This is a genomic window from Aquincola tertiaricarbonis, from assembly GCF_000969605.1.
GTDB lineage: Bacteria > Pseudomonadota > Gammaproteobacteria > Burkholderiales > Burkholderiaceae_C > Aquincola > Aquincola tertiaricarbonis.
The window spans coordinates 95,693-111,373 of the sequence record NZ_JZUE01000010.1; the positions used below are offsets into that span (position 1 = coordinate 95,693).

Below are 15,681 nucleotides of genomic sequence, written 5' to 3' on the forward strand. Positions count from 1 at the left end.
GAAGACGTGCCTGCGGCGGCCCCACCAGCGGCCGGGGACGCGCCACCGCATACGATGGGCGCATCCTGATCCCACCGCTGTGCCTGCCGCACACGCCACCGACATGAGCCTGCTGGAAACCATCGAACTGCAATCGGGCGACGCGCCCGGCGCTTCCATCATCGTGCTGCACGGCCTGGGTGCCGACGGCAACGACTTCGTGCCCATCGCGCAGGAGCTCGACCTGGGCGAGGTCGGCGACGTGCGCTTCGTCTTCCCGCATGCGCCCACCATGCCGGTGACGATCAACGGCGGCTACGTCATGCGCGCCTGGTACGACATCCTCGGCGCCGACCTGGTGCGCCGCGAGGACGAAGCCGGGCTGCGCCAGTCGCAGCAGCAGGTGGCCGCGCTGATCGACCGCGAGCGCGAGCGCGGCGTGCCGGCGCACCGCATCGTGCTGGCCGGCTTCTCGCAAGGCTGCGCGATGTCCTTGATGACCGGGCTGCGCTATCCCGAGCGGCTGGGCGGCATCGCCGGCCTGTCCGGCTACCTGCCGCTGGCCGACCGCCTGGCCGCGGAGGCCCACGATGCCAACCGGCTGGTGCCCATCTTCCAGGCGCATGGCCGCAGCGACGGCGTCATCCCCATCGCCCGCGCCATCGCCACGCGCGATGCGTTGAAGGCCGCCGGCTACGACGTCGAATGGCACGAGTACCCGATGCAGCATTCGGTCTGCCCGGAGGAGATCACGCACCTGGGCGCCTGGCTGCGCAAGGTGCTGGCTCGCTAGAATCGCGGGCTCAATTGATAACGCTGCAGCGAGGAACGCCCGACATGTACCAGGAAGACAAGGACGACACCACACGCGTGGGCCTGTGGATCACCTTCAGCGTGGTGGCGCTGGTGGTCATCAGCGTCATCGCATCGATGGTGGTGCGCCAGCTGCGCATGAACAACGCGGCGCCGCAGACGGACGTCGCGGTGGTCGAGGAAGTGGTGCTGATCGAAGGCCCCATCACTGGCGAGCTGACCGGCGTGCTGTACTTCGAGACCGCCCAGGCCACGCTGCCGGCCAATGCCGCCGCCGAGCTGAGCAAGGTGATGGAAGCGCTGGCCGCCGCGCCTGCGCGCAAGGTGGTGCTGTCCGGTTTCCACGATGCCACCGGCGACGCCGCGCGGAATGCCGAACTCGCCAGGCAGCGCGCCCTGGCCGCGCGCACGGCGCTCACCAGCGCTGGCGTGCCTGGCGACCGCATCGGGCTGCGCAAGCCCGAAGTGACCGTCGGCGGCGGCAACGAGCAGGAAGCCCGTCGCGTGGAACTGCGCCTGGTCGACTGACGGCAAAGCCCGTACGACAACGAAGAAGGCCGGGCAATGCCCGGCCTTTTTCCTGCGCGCCGCGCCGCGGCGTCAGCCGCCGATGCGGCCCAGCAGCAGGTACTCCATCAGCGCCTTCTGCACATGCATGCGGTTCTCGGCCTCGTCCCACACCACCGACTGGGGGCCGTCGATCACGTCGGCCGCCACCTCCTCGCCACGGTGCGCGGGCAGGCAGTGCATGAACAGGGCATCGGGCTGGGCCGCGGCCATCATGTCGCGGTCCACGCACCAGTCGGCAAAGGCCTTGCGGCGGGCCTCGTTCTCGGCCTCGTAGCCCATGCTGGTCCACACGTCGGTGGTCACCAGGTGCGCGCCGGCACAGGCTTCCTTCGGATCGGCGAACACGCGGTAGCAGTCCGCATTGCGGATGCCGGCCACCGCGGGGTCGATCTCGTAGCCGCCGGGCGTGCTCACATGCACCGTGAAGCCCAGGATCTCGGCCGCCTGCAGCCAGGTGTTGGCCATGTTGTTGCCGTCGCCCACCCAGGCCACCACCTTGCCCTGGATCGAGCCGCGGTGCTCGATGTAGGTGAAGATGTCCGCCAGGATCTGGCAGGGGTGGTACTCGTTGGTCAGGCCGTTGATCACCGGCACCCGCGAATGCGCCGCGAAGCGCTCGAGCTTGCTCTGCTCGTAGGTGCGGATCATCACGATGTCGACCATGCGGCTGATGACACGCGCGCTGTCCTCGATCGGCTCCGCGCGGCCCAGCTGGCTGTCGCCGGTGGTCAGGTGCACCACCGAGCCGCCCATCTGGTACATGCCCGCCTCGAAGCTCACGCGGGTGCGGGTGCTGGCCTTCTCGAAGATCATCGCCAGCGTCCGGTCCACCAGCGGCTGGTACTTCTCGTAGTTCTTGAAGCGCTGCTTGATGATGAGTGCGCGCTCGAACAGGTAGCCGTATTCCTCGGCCCGGAGGTCCTTGAACTGCAGGTAGTGCTTCATCAGCCGCGCCCCCGGTTTCATGGCTTGCCGCCGGCCAGAAACTGCTTGATCAGCGGGCACAGGATGGCCACGATCTGCGCGGCTTCCTCGGCGCTGAGGATCAGCGCGGGCACCAGCCGGATCACGCGGTCGGCCGTCACGCTCAGCAGCAGGCCGTTCTCGCAGGCGATGCCCAGCAGCTCGCCGCAGGGGCGGTCGAGCTCGATGCCCAGCATCAGGCCCTGGCCGCGGATCTCGACGAAGCCTTCCACGCCTTCCAGCTCGCGTTCCAGCCCGGCGCGCAGCAGGCCGCCGACACGCGCGGCGTTCTCCAGCAGGCCTTCTTCTTCCATGATGCGCAGCGTCTCGACGCCCGCACGCATTGCCAGCGGGTTGCCGCCGAAGGTGGTGCCGTGGTTGCCGGGGCCGAACACCTTGGCCGCCTTCGGGCCGGCCACCACCGCGCCGATCGGCACGCCGGAGCCCAGGCCCTTGGCCAGCGGCATCACGTCGGGCTGGATGCCGGCCCACTGGTGCGCAAACCACTTGCCGGTGCGGCCGATGCCGCACTGCACCTCATCCAGCATCAGCAGCCAGTCCTGCTCGTCGCACAGGCGGCGCAGCGACTTCAGGTAGTCGGTGCGCGTGGGGTTGATGCCGCCTTCGCCTTGGATGGTCTCGAGGAACACCGCCACCACGTTCGGGTTGGTGCGTGCCACTTCCTCCACCGCGGCCAGGTCGTTCAGCGGCACGCGCACGAAGCCTTCCACCAGCGGGCCGAAGCCGGCCTGCACCTTCACATTGCCGGTGGCCGACAACGTGGCGATCGAGCGGCCATGGAAGGCCTTCTCGTAGACGATGATCTCCGGGCGCTCGATGCCCTTGTCGTGGCCGTACTTGCGCGCGATCTTCAGCGCGGCCTCGTTGGCCTCCAGGCCGGTGGAGCAGAAGAACGCGTTCGTCAGCCCCGACAGCGCGGTGAGCCTGGCGGCCAGCGTCTCCTGCAGCGGCACGTGGTAGTAGTTGGAGGAATGGATCAGCTTGCCGATCTGTTCCTGCAGCGCCGGCACCAGCTTCGGGTGCGCGTGGCCCAGCGTGTTGACGGCGATGCCGCCCAGGCCGTCCAGGTACTTGCGGCCCTGCGTGTCCCACACCCAGCAGCCTCGGCCATGCGACAGCGCGATCGGCAGGCGGCCGTAGGTGTGCATCACGTGCGGCTCGGTCGGCAGGGCGGTGTCAGCAGCGGTCATGGATGGCTCCGGCGGGGCAAGGGCCCGTCTGAAATGCAAGAGGGGCCGGATTCTAAGGGCGTGCGCATGACGGCACGGCCTTCGCCGCCACGGCCGCCGCGGTCGTGCTGCGCCGCAGCAGCCTCAGGGCACAATATCCGTCGACCCTGCGTTTTTGCCCTGCATGAAGCCACTCACTCCTCCCCCGAAACCGCGCGAGTTCGTCGTCCAGGGTCTGACCAAGGAAGGCCGCACCTTCCGCCCCAGCGATTGGGCCGAGCGGCTTGCGGGTGCGATGTCGTGCTTCCGCCCGGGCGGCAACGTCGGCGGGCCCGGCGCGCGCATCGGCTATTCGCCGTACTGCGTGCCCACGTCGGTGGGCCATGTGAAGGCGGTGCTGATCAGCGAGGCGCTGAAGGAGATCGAGCCGATGGCCTGGGACTTCGTGATGAACTTTGCCCGCGACAACAACCTGCAGGTGGCCGAGGTGTGCGTGCTGCCGGACGTACCGGCCCCGCCGCGTTGAAAGCCCAGGCGCCGGACAAGAAGCCGCGCACCAACGCAAAAAGGGCCTGCTGAGCAGGCCCTTTTTTCATCACCCGGCTGCCGGCTGTCAGGCCGAAGCGGTCGCGGCCGACAGGGCCTTGACCTTGGCCGACAGGCGGCTCTTGTGGCGTGCAGCCTTGTTCTTGTGGAAGATGCCCTTGTCAGCGACCGAGTCGATGACGCTCTGGGCGACGGCGAACAGTTCGGTGGCCTTGGCCTTGTCGCCAGCGACGACGGCCTTCTGCACGTTCTTGACGACGGTGCGGAACTTCGAGCGCAGCGAGGTGTTAGCAGCGTTCAGCTTCACGTCCTGGCGCGCGCGCTTGCGGCCGGAGGCGAGGCGGACGGTCTTCTTCTTGGCTTTGGAAGAGGTTGCCATAGGATATTCGGGTTGCCGGGTGATGCGGAGCCAGCGAGTATAGCACGCCCTCGGCCAGCGTCATAATCGCGCGCCGCCCGGCCTGGCCAGAGGGGGCGTACCCGCGATCCCGCGTCCCTGTCCCGTCCCCATGCGGCTGTCCGCCGCCCGCCCAGTGAACCTCTTCAAGGCCGCCTCCACCGTTTCCCTGCTCACGCTGGCATCGCGCATCACCGGACTGGTCCGTGACCAGCTGATGGCCAGCGCCTTCGGCGCCAGCGCCTGGACGGACGCCTTCAACGTCGCCTTCCGCATTCCGAACCTGCTGCGCCGGCTGTTTGCCGAAGGCGCGTTCTCGCAGGCCTTCGTGCCGATCCTGGCCGCCACGCGCGAGCGCGACGGCGATGCTGCCACGCACCAGCTGATCGACGCGGTGGCCACCATGCTGTTCTGGGTGCTGGTGCTGACGGTGGTGGTGGGCATGGTCACGGCGCCGTTGCTGGTGCTGGCCATCGGCTCCGGCCTGGCCCGCTTCGACGACGCGGTGGACCTCACCCGCTGGATGTTTCCCTACATCGGCTTCATGTCGCTGGTGGCGCTGGCCGGCGGCATCCTCAACACCTGGCGGCGCTTCACGGTGCCGGCACTGACGCCTGTGCTGCTGAACGTGGCCTGGATCGTCGCCGCGCTGTGGCTGGCGCCGGCTTTCGAGCGCTGGGGCATCGAGCCCATCTATGCCATCGCCGTGGGCGTGCTGGCGGGGGGCGCCATGCAGTTGGCGGTGCAGGTGCCGGCGCTGGCGCGCATCGGCGCGCTGCCACGCATCGGCCTGCTGCCCGGCGCGGTGAAGGCGGCCTGGCACCACCCGGGCGTCGGCCGCGTGCTCAAGCAGATGGCGCCGGCGCTGGTGGGCGTATCGGTGGCGCAGTTGTCGCTGCTGATCAATACGCAGATCGCGTCGCGCGTGGGCGTGGGCGCGGTGTCCTGGCTGTTCTATGCCGACCGGCTGATGGAATTCCCGACCGGGCTGCTGGGCGTGGCGCTGGGCGTGGTGCTGCTGCCGCAGCTGTCGGCGGCGCAGGCGCGCGGGGACACGCAGCGCTATTCCGGCCTGCTGGACTGGGGGTTGCGCCTGATGCTGGTGCTGGCGCTGCCCTGTGCGGTGGCGCTGCTGGTGTTTCCGAAGGCGCTGGTGTCGGTGCTGTTCCATTACGGTCAGTTCAATCCGAACGATGTGGAACAGACGGTGCGCGCGCTGATGGGTTACGGCGTCGGCCTGATGGGCCTGGTGGCGGTGAAGGTGCTGGCCCCGGGCTTCTACGCACGGCAGGACATCCGCACGCCGGTGCGCATCGCGGTGGTGGTGTTGGTGGTCACGCAGCTGCTGAACCTGCTGTTCGTGCCCTGGTTCGGCCATGCCGGCCTGGCGCTGTCGATCGGACTTGGCGCGCTGGTCAATGCCGCGTGGCTGCTGTTCGGGCTGCTGAAGCTGCAGGTGTACCTGCCGCGGCCGGGCTGGGGCCTGTTCGCGCTGCGCATCGGGGCGGCGACGCTGGCGCTGGGGGCGGCTCTTTGGGTGGCCGCCGAGCGCATCGACTGGATCGGTTTGCAACAGCAACCGGGTGTGCGTGCGGCGTGGATGGCCGCGGTGCTGGCCGGGGTGGCGGCGCTGTATTTTGGCGTGCTGGCCCTGCTGGGCATGCGGCCTCGGCACTTCGCCCGACATGGCTGAAGCCATCGCCTACACTGGGTTCATGACCGGTTCGCTGCGCTTCGAGGCCCCGTCGCCTCTCACGTATTTCGCATCGCTGGTGGCCGAGGACGAGAGCCTCTCGTTGCTCGAAGCCGCGGTGTCGATCGCGCAGGACGAGTATCCGCAGCTCGACCCGCAGGCCGTGCTCGCCGAGATCGATGGCCTGGCCTGGCAGCTCAAGCGCCGCATTCCGGCCGATGCCGCCACCCTGCAGAAGCTGCGCCTGCTCAACCGCTACTTCTTCCATGAGCTGGGCTTCGGCGGCAACGTCAACGACTACTACGACCCGGCCAACAGCTACCTGCACAAGGTGCTGGAAAGCCGCCGTGGCATTCCCATCAGCCTGGCCATCCTGTACATCGAGATTGCCAGCCAGATCGGGCTGACGGCCCGCGGCATCTCGTTCCCGGGGCACTTCCTGGTCAAGCTGCGCATGTCGCAGGGCGAGGTGGTGATCGATCCGTTCAACGGCCAGTCGCTGTCGCGCGAGGATCTGGACGAACGGCTGGCGCCGTACCGCCGACAGCAGGGGTTGGAGGGCGACTTCGAGGTGCCGCTGGGCCTGTTCCTGCAGTCCACGCCGGCGCGTGACGTGCTGGCGCGCATGCTGGGCAACCTCAAGGAGATCCACCGCAGCGCCAACGACTGGCCGCGCCTGTTCGCGGTGATCGAGCGCCTGGTGGTGCTGCTGCCGCAGCAGTGGGAGCAGCGGCGCGACCGGGCCCTGTGCCTGGAAGAGCTGGGCCGCCCCGATGAGGCGGCCGAGGACCTGGCGATCTACCTGCAGCACCGGCCCGATGCCGAGGACGCCGCCGCGCTGCGCCGGCGCATGACGCAGCTGCGCCGCGCGGGCCGTCCGCCGCTGCACTGAGCGCCTGGCGGATGTGCAGGAAGGGCGGCGGCCCGCCTTCCTTACAATCCGCCGTTTCGCGCGCGGCACTGCGCCGGGCGACGCAGACCAGATGAGACAGTTGCCGCTGGCTTTCGGGCCGCGACCCCCGCAAACCTTCGAGAGCTACCTGGCCCGTGCCAACGCGCCGGCGGTGGCGCACCTGCAATCGCTGCAATCGCCTGCCGCACCGGTGTACCTCTGGGGCCCGCCGGGCAGCGGCAAGACGCACCTGCTGCATGCGCTCATCCTGGCGGCGCAGGACCGAGGCGAGCGCGCCGGCTGGTTCAATGCCGCGTCGCCGCTGCCGTTCGAATTCGACGACACTTGGTCGCTGATCGTGATCGACGAGGCCGATGCGCTGGAGGCGGCCCGCCAGCACGGCGCGTTCACCTTGTTCATCGAGGCCATGAGCCACGGCGTGCAGCTGGTGGCCGCCGGCCGCCTGCCGCCGGTGGACCTGCCGGTGCGCGACGATCTGCGCACCCGCCTGGGCTGGGGCCATGTGTTCGCGCTGCAGCCGCTGGCCGAGGCCGAGGCGCGCGCCGCGCTGCGCCGCGAGGCCGACCGCCGCGGCATTTTTCTCTCCGACGACGTGATGGACTACGTGCTGAGCCGCTTCTCGCGCGACATGAAAGACCTGATGGGCCTGCTGGACCGACTCGACGACTTCGCGCTGGCGCAGCAGCGCGCCATCACCGTGCCGCTGCTCAAGCTGATGCTCAGCGAGGAAGGCGCCGCCGCATGAACCTCACCCTGTTCGACCTGGACGGCACGCTGCTGCCCATCGATTCCGACCACGCCTTCGGCGAGTTCATGGTGCGCACCGGCTGGGCCGACGGCGCCGCCTTCCAGGCCGAGAACGACCGCTTCTTCGCCGACTACCTGGCCGGCCGGCTGGACCTGCAGGCCTATGTGCGCTTTTCCACCGCGCCCTGGCGCGACCGTCCGTTCGACGAGATCGAGGCCGGCCGCGTGCGCTTCTTCGACGAAGCCATCCGCCCGGTGCTGCATCCGCAGGCGCATGCGCTGGTCCGGGGCCATGCGCAGGCAGGCGACCTGCTGGCCATCGTCACCGCCACCAACGAGTTCGTCACCCAGCCCATCGCGCGCGCCTTTGAGGTGCCCACGCTGATCGCGGTGGAGCTGGAGCGTGATGCGCAGGGCCGGGCCACCGGCGGCATCCGCGGCATCCCGTCCTACCGCGAAGGCAAGGTGCCGCGGGTGGAGGCCTGGCTGGCCGGGCAGGGCCGCCGCCGCGGCGACTTCGACCGCATCACGGTGTACAGCGATTCGACCAACGACCTGCCGCTGCTCGAATGGGCGACCGAGCCCGTCGCCACCAACCCGAGCGCTGCGCTCGAAGCCATCGCGCGGGAGCGCGGCTGGCGCATCCTGAGACTTTTCGAATGATCAAGACCTTCATCGACAGGCTGCTGGGCAAGACCTCCTCCGCCAAGGCCGGCAAGGCCGCGGCCGGCAAGGTGCCGCTGGGCAAGCGCGTGGAGGTGCCCGCGAGCGAGCACCGCATCAACCCTGAACTGCTGGACGAACGCGCCGTGCGCGTGGTGCGCACGCTGAAGGACGGCGGCTTCGAGGCCTACATCGTCGGCGGCGCGGTGCGCGACCTGCTGGTCAACCGCCGGCCCAAGGACTTCGACGTCGCCACCAATGCCACGCCGGAAGAGGTGAAGGCACTGTTCCGCCGCGCCTTCATCATCGGCCGGCGCTTTCGCATCGTGCATGTGATCTTCGGCCGAGGGCGCGAGCACGAGGTGGTGGAGGTGTCCACCTTCCGCGCCTACCTGGACAACAGCGCCGCCGAAGCGGTGGCCGGCAACGAGAAGACGTCGAAGTCGGAGCTGGCTGGCAAGAGCCATGCGGTGGATGCCGCCGGCCGGGTGCTGCGCGACAACGTCTGGGGTCCGCAGATCGAGGACGCCGCCCGCCGCGACTTCACCGTCAACGCGATGTACTACGACCCGGTGACCGAGATCGTGGTGGACTACCACGGCGGCCTGAAGGACATCGAGCGCAAGGTGCTGCGCATGATCGGCGACCCGGTGACGCGCTATCGCGAAGACCCGGTGCGCATCGTGCGGGTGGTGCGCTTCGCGGCCAAGCTGGGCTTCCAGATCGAGCCCAAGACCCGCGCGCCCATCGGCGAGATGGCGGCGCTGCTGGACAACATCCCGGTCTCGCGCCTGTTCGACGAGACCATCAAGCTGCTGCAGACCGGCCATGCCCTGGCCAGCGTGGAAGAGCTGCGCAAGCAGGGCCTGGGCAGCCGCTTCCCGATGCTGGACGTGCTGATCGGGCCCGGCGCCGACAAGCCCGAGCATGCGGCGCGCCGCAAGTTCGTGGAATTGGCGCTGGCCGACACCGACCGCCGCGTGTCGGAAGACCGTCCGGTGGCGCCCAGCTTCCTGCTGGCCTGCCTGCTCTGGCACGAAGTGCTGGCCGGCTGGCACCGTGGCCGCGAGGCGGGCGAGGCGCCGTTCCCGGCACTGATGCAGGCGGTGGACGCGGTGTTCGATGCCCGCGTGGGCGACATCTCCGGCCGCGGCAAGCTGGGCACCGACATGCGCGAGATCTGGGGCATGCAGCCGCGCTTCGAGCGCCGCACCGGCAACGCGCCGTTCTCGCTGGTGGAGCAGCCGCGCTTTCGCGCCGGCTACGACTTCCTGCGGCTGCGCGCCGATGCCGGCGAGGTGGATCCGGCGCTGGCCGAATGGTGGGAGGACTTCTCGCTGGGGACGCCGGAGGAGCGTGATGCGCTGCTGGCCGCCGCACGTGAACAGCAGAGCAAGGTGCGCCGGGCGCCGGCCTCCGGCGCGGCCAAGCCGCCGCGCAGCCGCAAGTCGGCGCCCGCGGGGGAGGAGGCGCTGGCCACGGACGCCGCCGACAGCGCAGAGGACGAAGACGAACTGCCCGCGATGGAGGCCGAAGGCGCCCCCGCGCGCAAGCGCCGCCGCCGCCGCCGCAAGCCGGCCGGTGCCGCCGTGGCGGGCGAGGCCGGTGCTTCCGGCGACGCCGCCGCGCCCGCGGGCGACAACGCCTGAGCCGGATGTCGATGACCGGCGGCGTCCCATCGGCCGACGACCGCGTGTTCGTCGGTCTGGGGGCCAACCTGGGTGATGCCCGCGCCACGCTGCAGTCTGCGCTGGACGGGCTGGCCGCGCTGCCCGGCGTCGTGCTGGTGCGGGCCTCCGGCTTCTACCGCACCGCGCCGGTCGACGCCGATGGTCCCGACTACCTGAATGCCGTGGCCGAACTGCGCAGCACGCTGGCGCCCAAGGCGCTGCTGGATGCATTGCAGGCCATCGAGCAGCGGCACGGCCGCCAGCGCCCCTACCGCAACGCACCGCGCACGCTGGATCTGGACCTGCTGCTGGTGGGCCAGCATGCGCAGCACGACGATCGACTGACGCTGCCGCATCCCCGGCTGCATGAGCGGGCCTTCGTGCTCGCGCCGCTGCAGGAGCTGGCGCCGGGCCTGGAGATTGCTGGCCTGGGCACGGTCGGCGCCTTGCTGGCAAGCTGCACCGGCCAGCCGATCGAGCGGCTGCCCTAGCGGCCCCCCACCCGTTCTCCCAGGATTCCACACGATGTTTGCGAGCTTGTCGCAGCTGCCGCTGTCGGTGCAGACCTTCGGCCTGCTGGTGCTGTCCAACGTGTTCATGACCTATGCCTGGTACGGGCACCTGAAGAGCCTGGCCGACCGGCCGTGGTGGATCGCGGCGCTCATCAGCTGGGGCATCGCGCTGTTCGAGTACCTGCTGCAGGTGCCGGCCAACCGCATCGGCTACCAGGGCGGCTACACGCTGGCACAGCTCAAGATCGCGCAGGAGGTCATCACCCTGTCGGTCTTCGTGCCGTTCGCGGTGGTGGTGATGGGCCAGCCGCTGAAGCTGGACTACCTGTGGGCCGGGCTGTGCCTGGTCGGCGCGGTGTACTTCATCTTCCGGGGCTGAAGGCAGCCCGCGCGGCGATGCTGGACGCGTTGCGGCACATCGCCATCGAAGGCCCCATCGGGGCGGGCAAGAGCACGCTGGCCCGGCTGCTAGCCGAGCGGCTGGGCGCGCAGCTGCTGCTGGAGCGGCCGCATGACAACCCGTTCCTCGAGCGCTTCTACGCCGATGCGCCCAGGTACGCGATGCAGACGCAGCTCTTCTTCCTGTTCCAGCGCATCGAGCAGTACCGCGAGCTGGCCCAACCCGGCATGTTCACGCCGCGCATCGTCAGCGACTTCATGTTCGCGAAGGACGCGCTGTTCGCGCGGCTCACGCTGTCGGACGACGAATACCGGCTGTACCTGCAGATCCACCAGGCCTTGGCGCCGCAGGTGCCGCGGCCTGACCTGGTGATCTGGCTGCAGGCCGATGCCGACACGCTGCTGGGCCGCATCGCGCGGCGCGGCCTGCCGATGGAGCAGGGCATCGATGCGGCCTACCTGCAGTCGCTGGCCGCGGCCTACGGCGCCTGGTTCGAGCGCGAGCCCCTGCTGCCGGTGCTGGCCATCGACACCACCCGCTTCAATCCACTGGAGCGGCCGCAGGACCTGGATAGGCTGCTGCAGCGCCTGCGGCAGTTCCAGGGGCCGCGCGAGGCCATGTAGCTACACTGCGCGCCCTGTGTCCATGTGACCGTGGCGTGACTGTCTTGTGACAACCGCGGCCCGCGTCCCGATCCCCGAGGAACCGACCGATGCTGTTCGGCAAGCTGCTGCCCCGTGAGGGCAATTTTTTCGAACTCTTCAATGAACACGGCAAGCAGATCGCCGAAGGCGCACGTGCCTTCACGCGCCTGATCGAGCACTACGCCGACTTCACGCTGCGCGAGCAGTACGCCGCGGAGGTGAATGCCGCCGAGCGCAGCGCCGACCGCATCACCGCCGAGGTGAACCGCCTGCTGCACAAGACCTTCATCACCCCCATCGACCGGGAGCAGATCCACGGCCTGATCAATGCGATGGACGACGTGCTGGACCTGCTGCAGGACGCCACCGAGACCATGCAGCTGTACGACGTGCGCGCGATGACCGAGGAGGTGCTGCGCCTGGGCGACCTCAGCGCCAAGTGCTGCGACCGCGTGGCGCATGTGGTCACGCTGCTGCCCAAGCTGTCGGACCACACGGTGGTGGAGGCTGCGCTCAAGACCTGCGAGGAGATCGACAAGCTGGAGTCGGATGCCGACCGCGTGATGCGCGCGGCGATGAGCAAGCTGTTCCGCGAGGAGCCGGACGTGCGCGAGCTGATCAAGCTCAAGGCGATCTACGAGCAGCTGGAATCGATCACCGACCGCTGCGAGGACGTGGCCAATCTCGTCGAGGGCATCGTCCTCGAGAACTCGTGAGACCGGCTGCGCGATGGATGCGGTCCAGGTAAGTTTCGGCGTGGTGGTGCTGCTGGTGGTGCTGGCAGTGGCCTTCGATTTCATGAACGGCTTCCACGATGCGGCGAACTCCATCGCCACCGTGGTGTCCACCGGCGTGCTCAAGCCGCAGCAGGCGGTGGTGTTCGCGGCCACCTTCAACGTGATCGCGGTGTTCGTCTTCCACCTCAGCGTGGCGGCCACGGTGGGCAAGGGCATCGTGCAGCCCGGCATTGTCGACCACTACGTGGTCTTTGGCGCACTGGTCGGCGCCATCGCCTGGAACGTCATCACCTGGTGGTATGGCATTCCTTCCAGCAGCAGCCATGCGCTGATCGGTGGCATCGTCGGCGCGGTCATCGCCAAGTCGGGCGTGGGCGCCCTGGTGGCCGGCGGCGTGCTGAAGACGGTGGCCTTCATCTTCGTCTCGCCGCTGCTGGGCTACCTGCTGGGTTCGCTGATGATGGTGGCGGTGGCCTGGGCGTGCCGGCGCAGCTCGCCGCTGCGGGTGGACAACTGGTTCCGGCGGCTGCAGCTGGTGTCGGCCGGGCTGTACAGCCTGGGCCACGGCGGCAACGATGCGCAGAAGACCATCGGCATCATCTGGATGCTGCTGATCGCCACAGGCTATGCCAGCGCCACGGATGCGATGCCGCCCACCTGGGTCATCTGGACCTGCTATATCGCCATCGGCCTGGGCACGATGTTCGGCGGCTGGCGCATCGTCAAGACCATGGGGCAGAAGATCACCAAGCTGAAGCCGGTGGGCGGCTTCTGCGCCGAGACGGGCGGTGCGATGACGCTGTTCTTCGCCACCGCGCTGGGCGTGCCGGTGTCCACCACCCACACCATCACCGGCGCCATCGTCGGCGTGGGCTCGGTGCGCCGCGCATCCGCGGTGCGCTGGGGCGTGGCAGGCAACATCGTCTGGGCCTGGATCTTCACCATTCCCGCGTCCGCCTTCATCGCCGCCGTCTTCTACTGGCTCGGCCTGCAGGTGCTCTAGCGCAACGACCCGGCGCCGACCGGGTGCCCCCGCGGCCGACGCCCGGCCGCTCCGAAGGCGGCCGCGCAACCCGCTTGGCGGGTGGACCGGTGCCGCAGGCGCCGGACCGGGTGCCCCCGCGGCCGACGCCCGGCCGCTCCGAAGGCGGCCGCGCAACCCGCTTGGCGGGTGGACCGGCGCCGCAGGCGCCGGACCGGGTGCCAACATCTACTGGCTGATCTTCTTCGCCTCTTCCACCTGGTATTCGAAGTAGCGCTGGCCGCTGAAGGCGATGGTGGCCATCAGCACGCCGGCGCCGATCAGGAGGGCCGCCACCGCGCCCAGCACCGGCGCCCAGCGGGTGGGATGCACCGGCTGGCCCGGGTTGTGGCGGGCATCCCAGCGCTCGTCCGGCGTCAGTCCGTAAAGGATGGCGGTCAGCATCGCCTGCGCCACCATCAGTCCCAGCAGCGGAATGAGCACCCAGCTGACGTGATCGTCCAGCCCGTACTCCTGCACCCGCTGCAGGCCGTGCACACCCAGCAGCGTGGGCACGCAGTAGAACCAGCCCCAGCGGTCGCGCCAGCCATGGAGGTAGAAACGGTGCAGCCCCAGGCTGCCCAGCAACAGGGCCAGCCAGGTGGCCAGCGTCTTCGACTTGTAGCTGACCATCGCCGGCTTAATCGTCGGAGTCGGTGGGCGGCGTGGCATCGCCCCCGCCCAGCGCGCGCTGCATCAGCACCACATCCAGCCAGCGGCCGAACTTCCAGCCCGAGGCCTTGAACACACCGGTGTGCTCGAAGCCGCAGCTGCGGTGCACCCCGATCGAGCCCGCATTGGCCGAATCGCCGATCACCGCCAGCATCTGCCGCGCGCCGCGGGCCTCGCACTGGGCCATCAGCTCCACCAGCAGCAACTTGCCCACGCCCTGTCCCCGCGCCTGCTCGTGCAGGTAGATCGAGTCCTCGAGGCAGAAGCGGTAGGCGCGGCGGGGCCGGAAGAAGTTGGCATAGGCATAACCCAGTACCTGGCCGTCGCGCTCGGCCACCAGCCAGGGCAGGCCATTGCCCAGCACCGCCTCGCGCCGCTTGGCCATCTCGGCTTCGTCGGGTGCTTCCAGCTCGAAGGTGCCGGTACCGTGCAGCACCGCATGTTGGTAGATGGCCGTGATGGCCGGCAGGTCATGCGCCGCGCTGGCACGGATCAACAGATTGGTCATGCGCAACAGTTTATAATGCGCGGTTTCGGCGCTGGCCGGTGGTTGTCGGGTGCAAGCCCGCTGGCTGCTTTTGGCGTATCTACAGAACCGAACCGTGGTGCCCGGCTTGCAGTCTTCGCAAGCGGCGCCTTTCAACGATTGCCAGACCTGGTGGTGTCTCCCCGGTGAGGCGGTCGATTCGCAGGAATCTCCGAGGAAACACAATGGTTGTCATCCGTCTGGCCCGTGGCGGCTCAAAGAAGCGCCCCTTCTACAACATCGTCGTCGCCGACTCGCGTGAGCGCCGTGACGGCCGCTTCATCGAGCGCGTGGGCTTCTACAACCCCGTGGCTTCCGGCGCCGCCGAGTCGCTGCGCGTCGCGCACGACCGCGTGACGTACTGGAAGGGCGTCGGCGCCCAGCTGTCGCCCACCGTCGAGCGCCTGGTCGGCAACGCAAAGACCGCCGCTTGAGTCCGGGATACCGGCCGATGGACACCACCGCCCACGCGCCCGGCGATCCCGCCTGGCCCGACGATGCGGTGGAGGTCGGCCGGATCCTGGGGCCCTGGGGGGTCAAGGGCGCGCTGAAGGTGCTGCCCTATGCGTCCGATCCCAAGGCCTTGTTCTCCTCGCGGCGCTGGTTCATCGAACCGGGTCACCGGCTCTTGAAGATCACCGGCGCCCGCGAGCAGGGCGACGCCGTCGTCGCCACCGCCCAGGAAGTGCCCGACCGCAATGCCGCCGAGGCACTCAAGGGCGCGCAGGTGTTCGTCTCGCGCAGCAGCTTTCCCACGCCCGACGACGACGAGTACTACTGGGTCGACCTGATCGGCCTGGACGTGGTCAATCGCGAAGGCGTGCAGCTGGGCGTGGTGTCCGACCTGCTCAGCACCGGCCCGCACAGTGTGTTGAAGGTGCGGTCGGCCGGCGTGCCGGCCGACACCGAAGCCGAGGCTTCCGAGCGCCTCATCCCCTTCGTCGACGCCTATGTCGACCAGGTCGACCTGCCCGCCCGCCGCATCACCGTCGACTGGGGCCTGGACTACTGAGCCGCCGAACGCC

20 protein-coding genes are annotated in these 15,681 nt (G+C 69.2%); 15 read left to right on the forward strand and 5 right to left on the reverse strand.

All coding sequences use genetic code 11. From position 1 onward, the window contains the following. Positions 1 to 103: 103 nt before the first annotated feature. Together VO99_RS13970 and VO99_RS13975 are read left to right on the forward strand one after the other, a co-directional pair. Positions 104 to 772, forward strand: coding sequence for an alpha/beta hydrolase (locus VO99_RS13970; protein WP_046113479.1), 669 nt, complete (start codon positions 104 to 106; stop codon positions 770 to 772). Between the two features lie 44 nt (positions 773 to 816). Continuing rightward, a complete protein-coding gene (locus tag VO99_RS13975; RefSeq protein WP_046113480.1) occupies positions 817 to 1,320 on the forward strand; it encodes an OmpA family protein in 504 nt (167 codons plus the stop codon). 72 nt (positions 1,321 to 1,392) lie between these two features. Here VO99_RS13975 and argF read toward each other — a convergent pair whose 3' ends face one another. Beyond that, positions 1,393 to 2,328 (reverse strand): ornithine carbamoyltransferase, encoded by a 936-nt coding sequence (argF, locus tag VO99_RS13980; protein ID WP_046113481.1) that lies wholly within the window; start codon positions 2,326 to 2,328, stop codon positions 1,393 to 1,395. Beyond that, entirely contained in the window at positions 2,325 to 3,536 is a 1,212-nt protein-coding gene (locus VO99_RS13985; protein ID WP_046113482.1) for an aspartate aminotransferase family protein, read from the reverse strand. The genes argF and VO99_RS13985 overlap by 4 nt, the downstream gene beginning before the upstream one ends. Positions 3,537 to 3,699: 163 nt before the next feature. Between VO99_RS13985 and VO99_RS13990 the strand changes: the two genes are divergently transcribed. After that, positions 3,700 to 4,041, forward strand: coding sequence for a DUF3579 domain-containing protein (locus VO99_RS13990; RefSeq protein ID WP_046113483.1), 342 nt, complete (start codon positions 3,700 to 3,702; stop codon positions 4,039 to 4,041). Between the two features lie 87 nt (positions 4,042 to 4,128). Here the strand turns inward: VO99_RS13990 and rpsT are convergent, their stop codons facing one another. Beyond that, positions 4,129 to 4,440 (reverse strand): 30S ribosomal protein S20, encoded by a 312-nt coding sequence (gene rpsT / locus VO99_RS13995; RefSeq protein WP_046113484.1) that lies wholly within the window; start codon positions 4,438 to 4,440, stop codon positions 4,129 to 4,131. Between the two features lie 154 nt (positions 4,441 to 4,594). Between rpsT and murJ the strand changes: the two genes are divergently transcribed. The 10 genes from murJ (at position 4,595) to VO99_RS14045 (ending at position 13,440) form a co-directional block, all read left to right on the forward strand. Continuing rightward, positions 4,595 to 6,151 carry a murein biosynthesis integral membrane protein MurJ gene (murJ, locus tag VO99_RS14000; RefSeq protein ID WP_046113485.1) on the forward strand — a complete coding sequence of 519 codons (1,557 nt, stop codon included), beginning with the start codon at positions 4,595 to 4,597 and terminating at the stop codon, positions 6,149 to 6,151. Positions 6,152 to 6,173: 22 nt separating this feature from the next. After that, positions 6,174 to 7,043 (forward strand): SirB1 family protein, encoded by an 870-nt coding sequence (locus VO99_RS14005; RefSeq protein ID WP_046113619.1) that lies wholly within the window; start codon positions 6,174 to 6,176, stop codon positions 7,041 to 7,043. A 91-nt stretch (positions 7,044 to 7,134) separates the two neighbouring features. After that, positions 7,135 to 7,809 carry a DnaA regulatory inactivator Hda gene (hda, locus tag VO99_RS14010; protein WP_046113486.1) on the forward strand — a complete coding sequence of 225 codons (675 nt, stop codon included), beginning with the start codon at positions 7,135 to 7,137 and terminating at the stop codon, positions 7,807 to 7,809. Further along, positions 7,806 to 8,474: an HAD family hydrolase gene (locus VO99_RS14015; RefSeq protein WP_046113487.1), complete on the forward strand. Its 669-nt coding sequence runs from the start codon at positions 7,806 to 7,808 to the stop codon at positions 8,472 to 8,474. The genes hda and VO99_RS14015 overlap by 4 nt, the downstream gene beginning before the upstream one ends. Next, positions 8,471 to 10,123 carry a polynucleotide adenylyltransferase PcnB gene (pcnB, locus tag VO99_RS14020; RefSeq protein WP_046113488.1) on the forward strand — a complete coding sequence of 551 codons (1,653 nt, stop codon included), beginning with the start codon at positions 8,471 to 8,473 and terminating at the stop codon, positions 10,121 to 10,123. The genes VO99_RS14015 and pcnB overlap by 4 nt, the downstream gene beginning before the upstream one ends. Positions 10,124 to 10,134: 11 nt before the next feature. Next, positions 10,135 to 10,635 (forward strand): 2-amino-4-hydroxy-6-hydroxymethyldihydropteridine diphosphokinase, encoded by a 501-nt coding sequence (folK, locus tag VO99_RS14025; RefSeq protein ID WP_046113620.1) that lies wholly within the window; start codon positions 10,135 to 10,137, stop codon positions 10,633 to 10,635. Positions 10,636 to 10,669: 34 nt separating this feature from the next. After that, positions 10,670 to 11,035: a DMT family protein gene (locus VO99_RS14030; RefSeq protein ID WP_046113489.1), complete on the forward strand. Its 366-nt coding sequence runs from the start codon at positions 10,670 to 10,672 to the stop codon at positions 11,033 to 11,035. Positions 11,036 to 11,052: 17 nt separating this feature from the next. Then, positions 11,053 to 11,679, forward strand: a complete 627-nt coding sequence (locus VO99_RS14035) for a deoxynucleoside kinase (RefSeq protein WP_046113490.1) — start codon at positions 11,053 to 11,055, stop codon at positions 11,677 to 11,679. Positions 11,680 to 11,768: 89 nt separating this feature from the next. Then, entirely contained in the window at positions 11,769 to 12,416 is a 648-nt protein-coding gene (locus VO99_RS14040; protein ID WP_046113491.1) for a DUF47 domain-containing protein, read from the forward strand. A 13-nt stretch (positions 12,417 to 12,429) separates the two neighbouring features. After that, positions 12,430 to 13,440: an inorganic phosphate transporter gene (locus VO99_RS14045; RefSeq protein WP_046113492.1), complete on the forward strand. Its 1,011-nt coding sequence runs from the start codon at positions 12,430 to 12,432 to the stop codon at positions 13,438 to 13,440. Between the two features lie 207 nt (positions 13,441 to 13,647). On the opposite strand, the gene VO99_RS14050 is transcribed toward VO99_RS14045, so the two are convergent. Both VO99_RS14050 and VO99_RS14055 read right to left on the reverse strand, forming a co-directional pair. Continuing rightward, positions 13,648 to 14,091: an NINE protein gene (locus VO99_RS14050; protein WP_046113493.1), complete on the reverse strand. Its 444-nt coding sequence runs from the start codon at positions 14,089 to 14,091 to the stop codon at positions 13,648 to 13,650. A 7-nt stretch (positions 14,092 to 14,098) separates the two neighbouring features. Next, entirely contained in the window at positions 14,099 to 14,638 is a 540-nt protein-coding gene (locus tag VO99_RS14055; protein WP_046113494.1) for a GNAT family N-acetyltransferase, read from the reverse strand. A gap of 203 nt (positions 14,639 to 14,841) precedes the next feature. Between VO99_RS14055 and rpsP the strand changes: the two genes are divergently transcribed. Continuing rightward, positions 14,842 to 15,090 (forward strand): 30S ribosomal protein S16, encoded by a 249-nt coding sequence (rpsP, locus tag VO99_RS14060; RefSeq protein ID WP_046113495.1) that lies wholly within the window; start codon positions 14,842 to 14,844, stop codon positions 15,088 to 15,090. Between the two features lie 17 nt (positions 15,091 to 15,107). Continuing rightward, on the forward strand, positions 15,108 to 15,668 hold the full coding sequence (gene rimM, locus VO99_RS14065; RefSeq protein ID WP_046113496.1) for a ribosome maturation factor RimM: 561 nt from the start codon (positions 15,108 to 15,110) through the stop codon (positions 15,666 to 15,668). Positions 15,669 to 15,681: the final 13 nt, after the last annotated feature.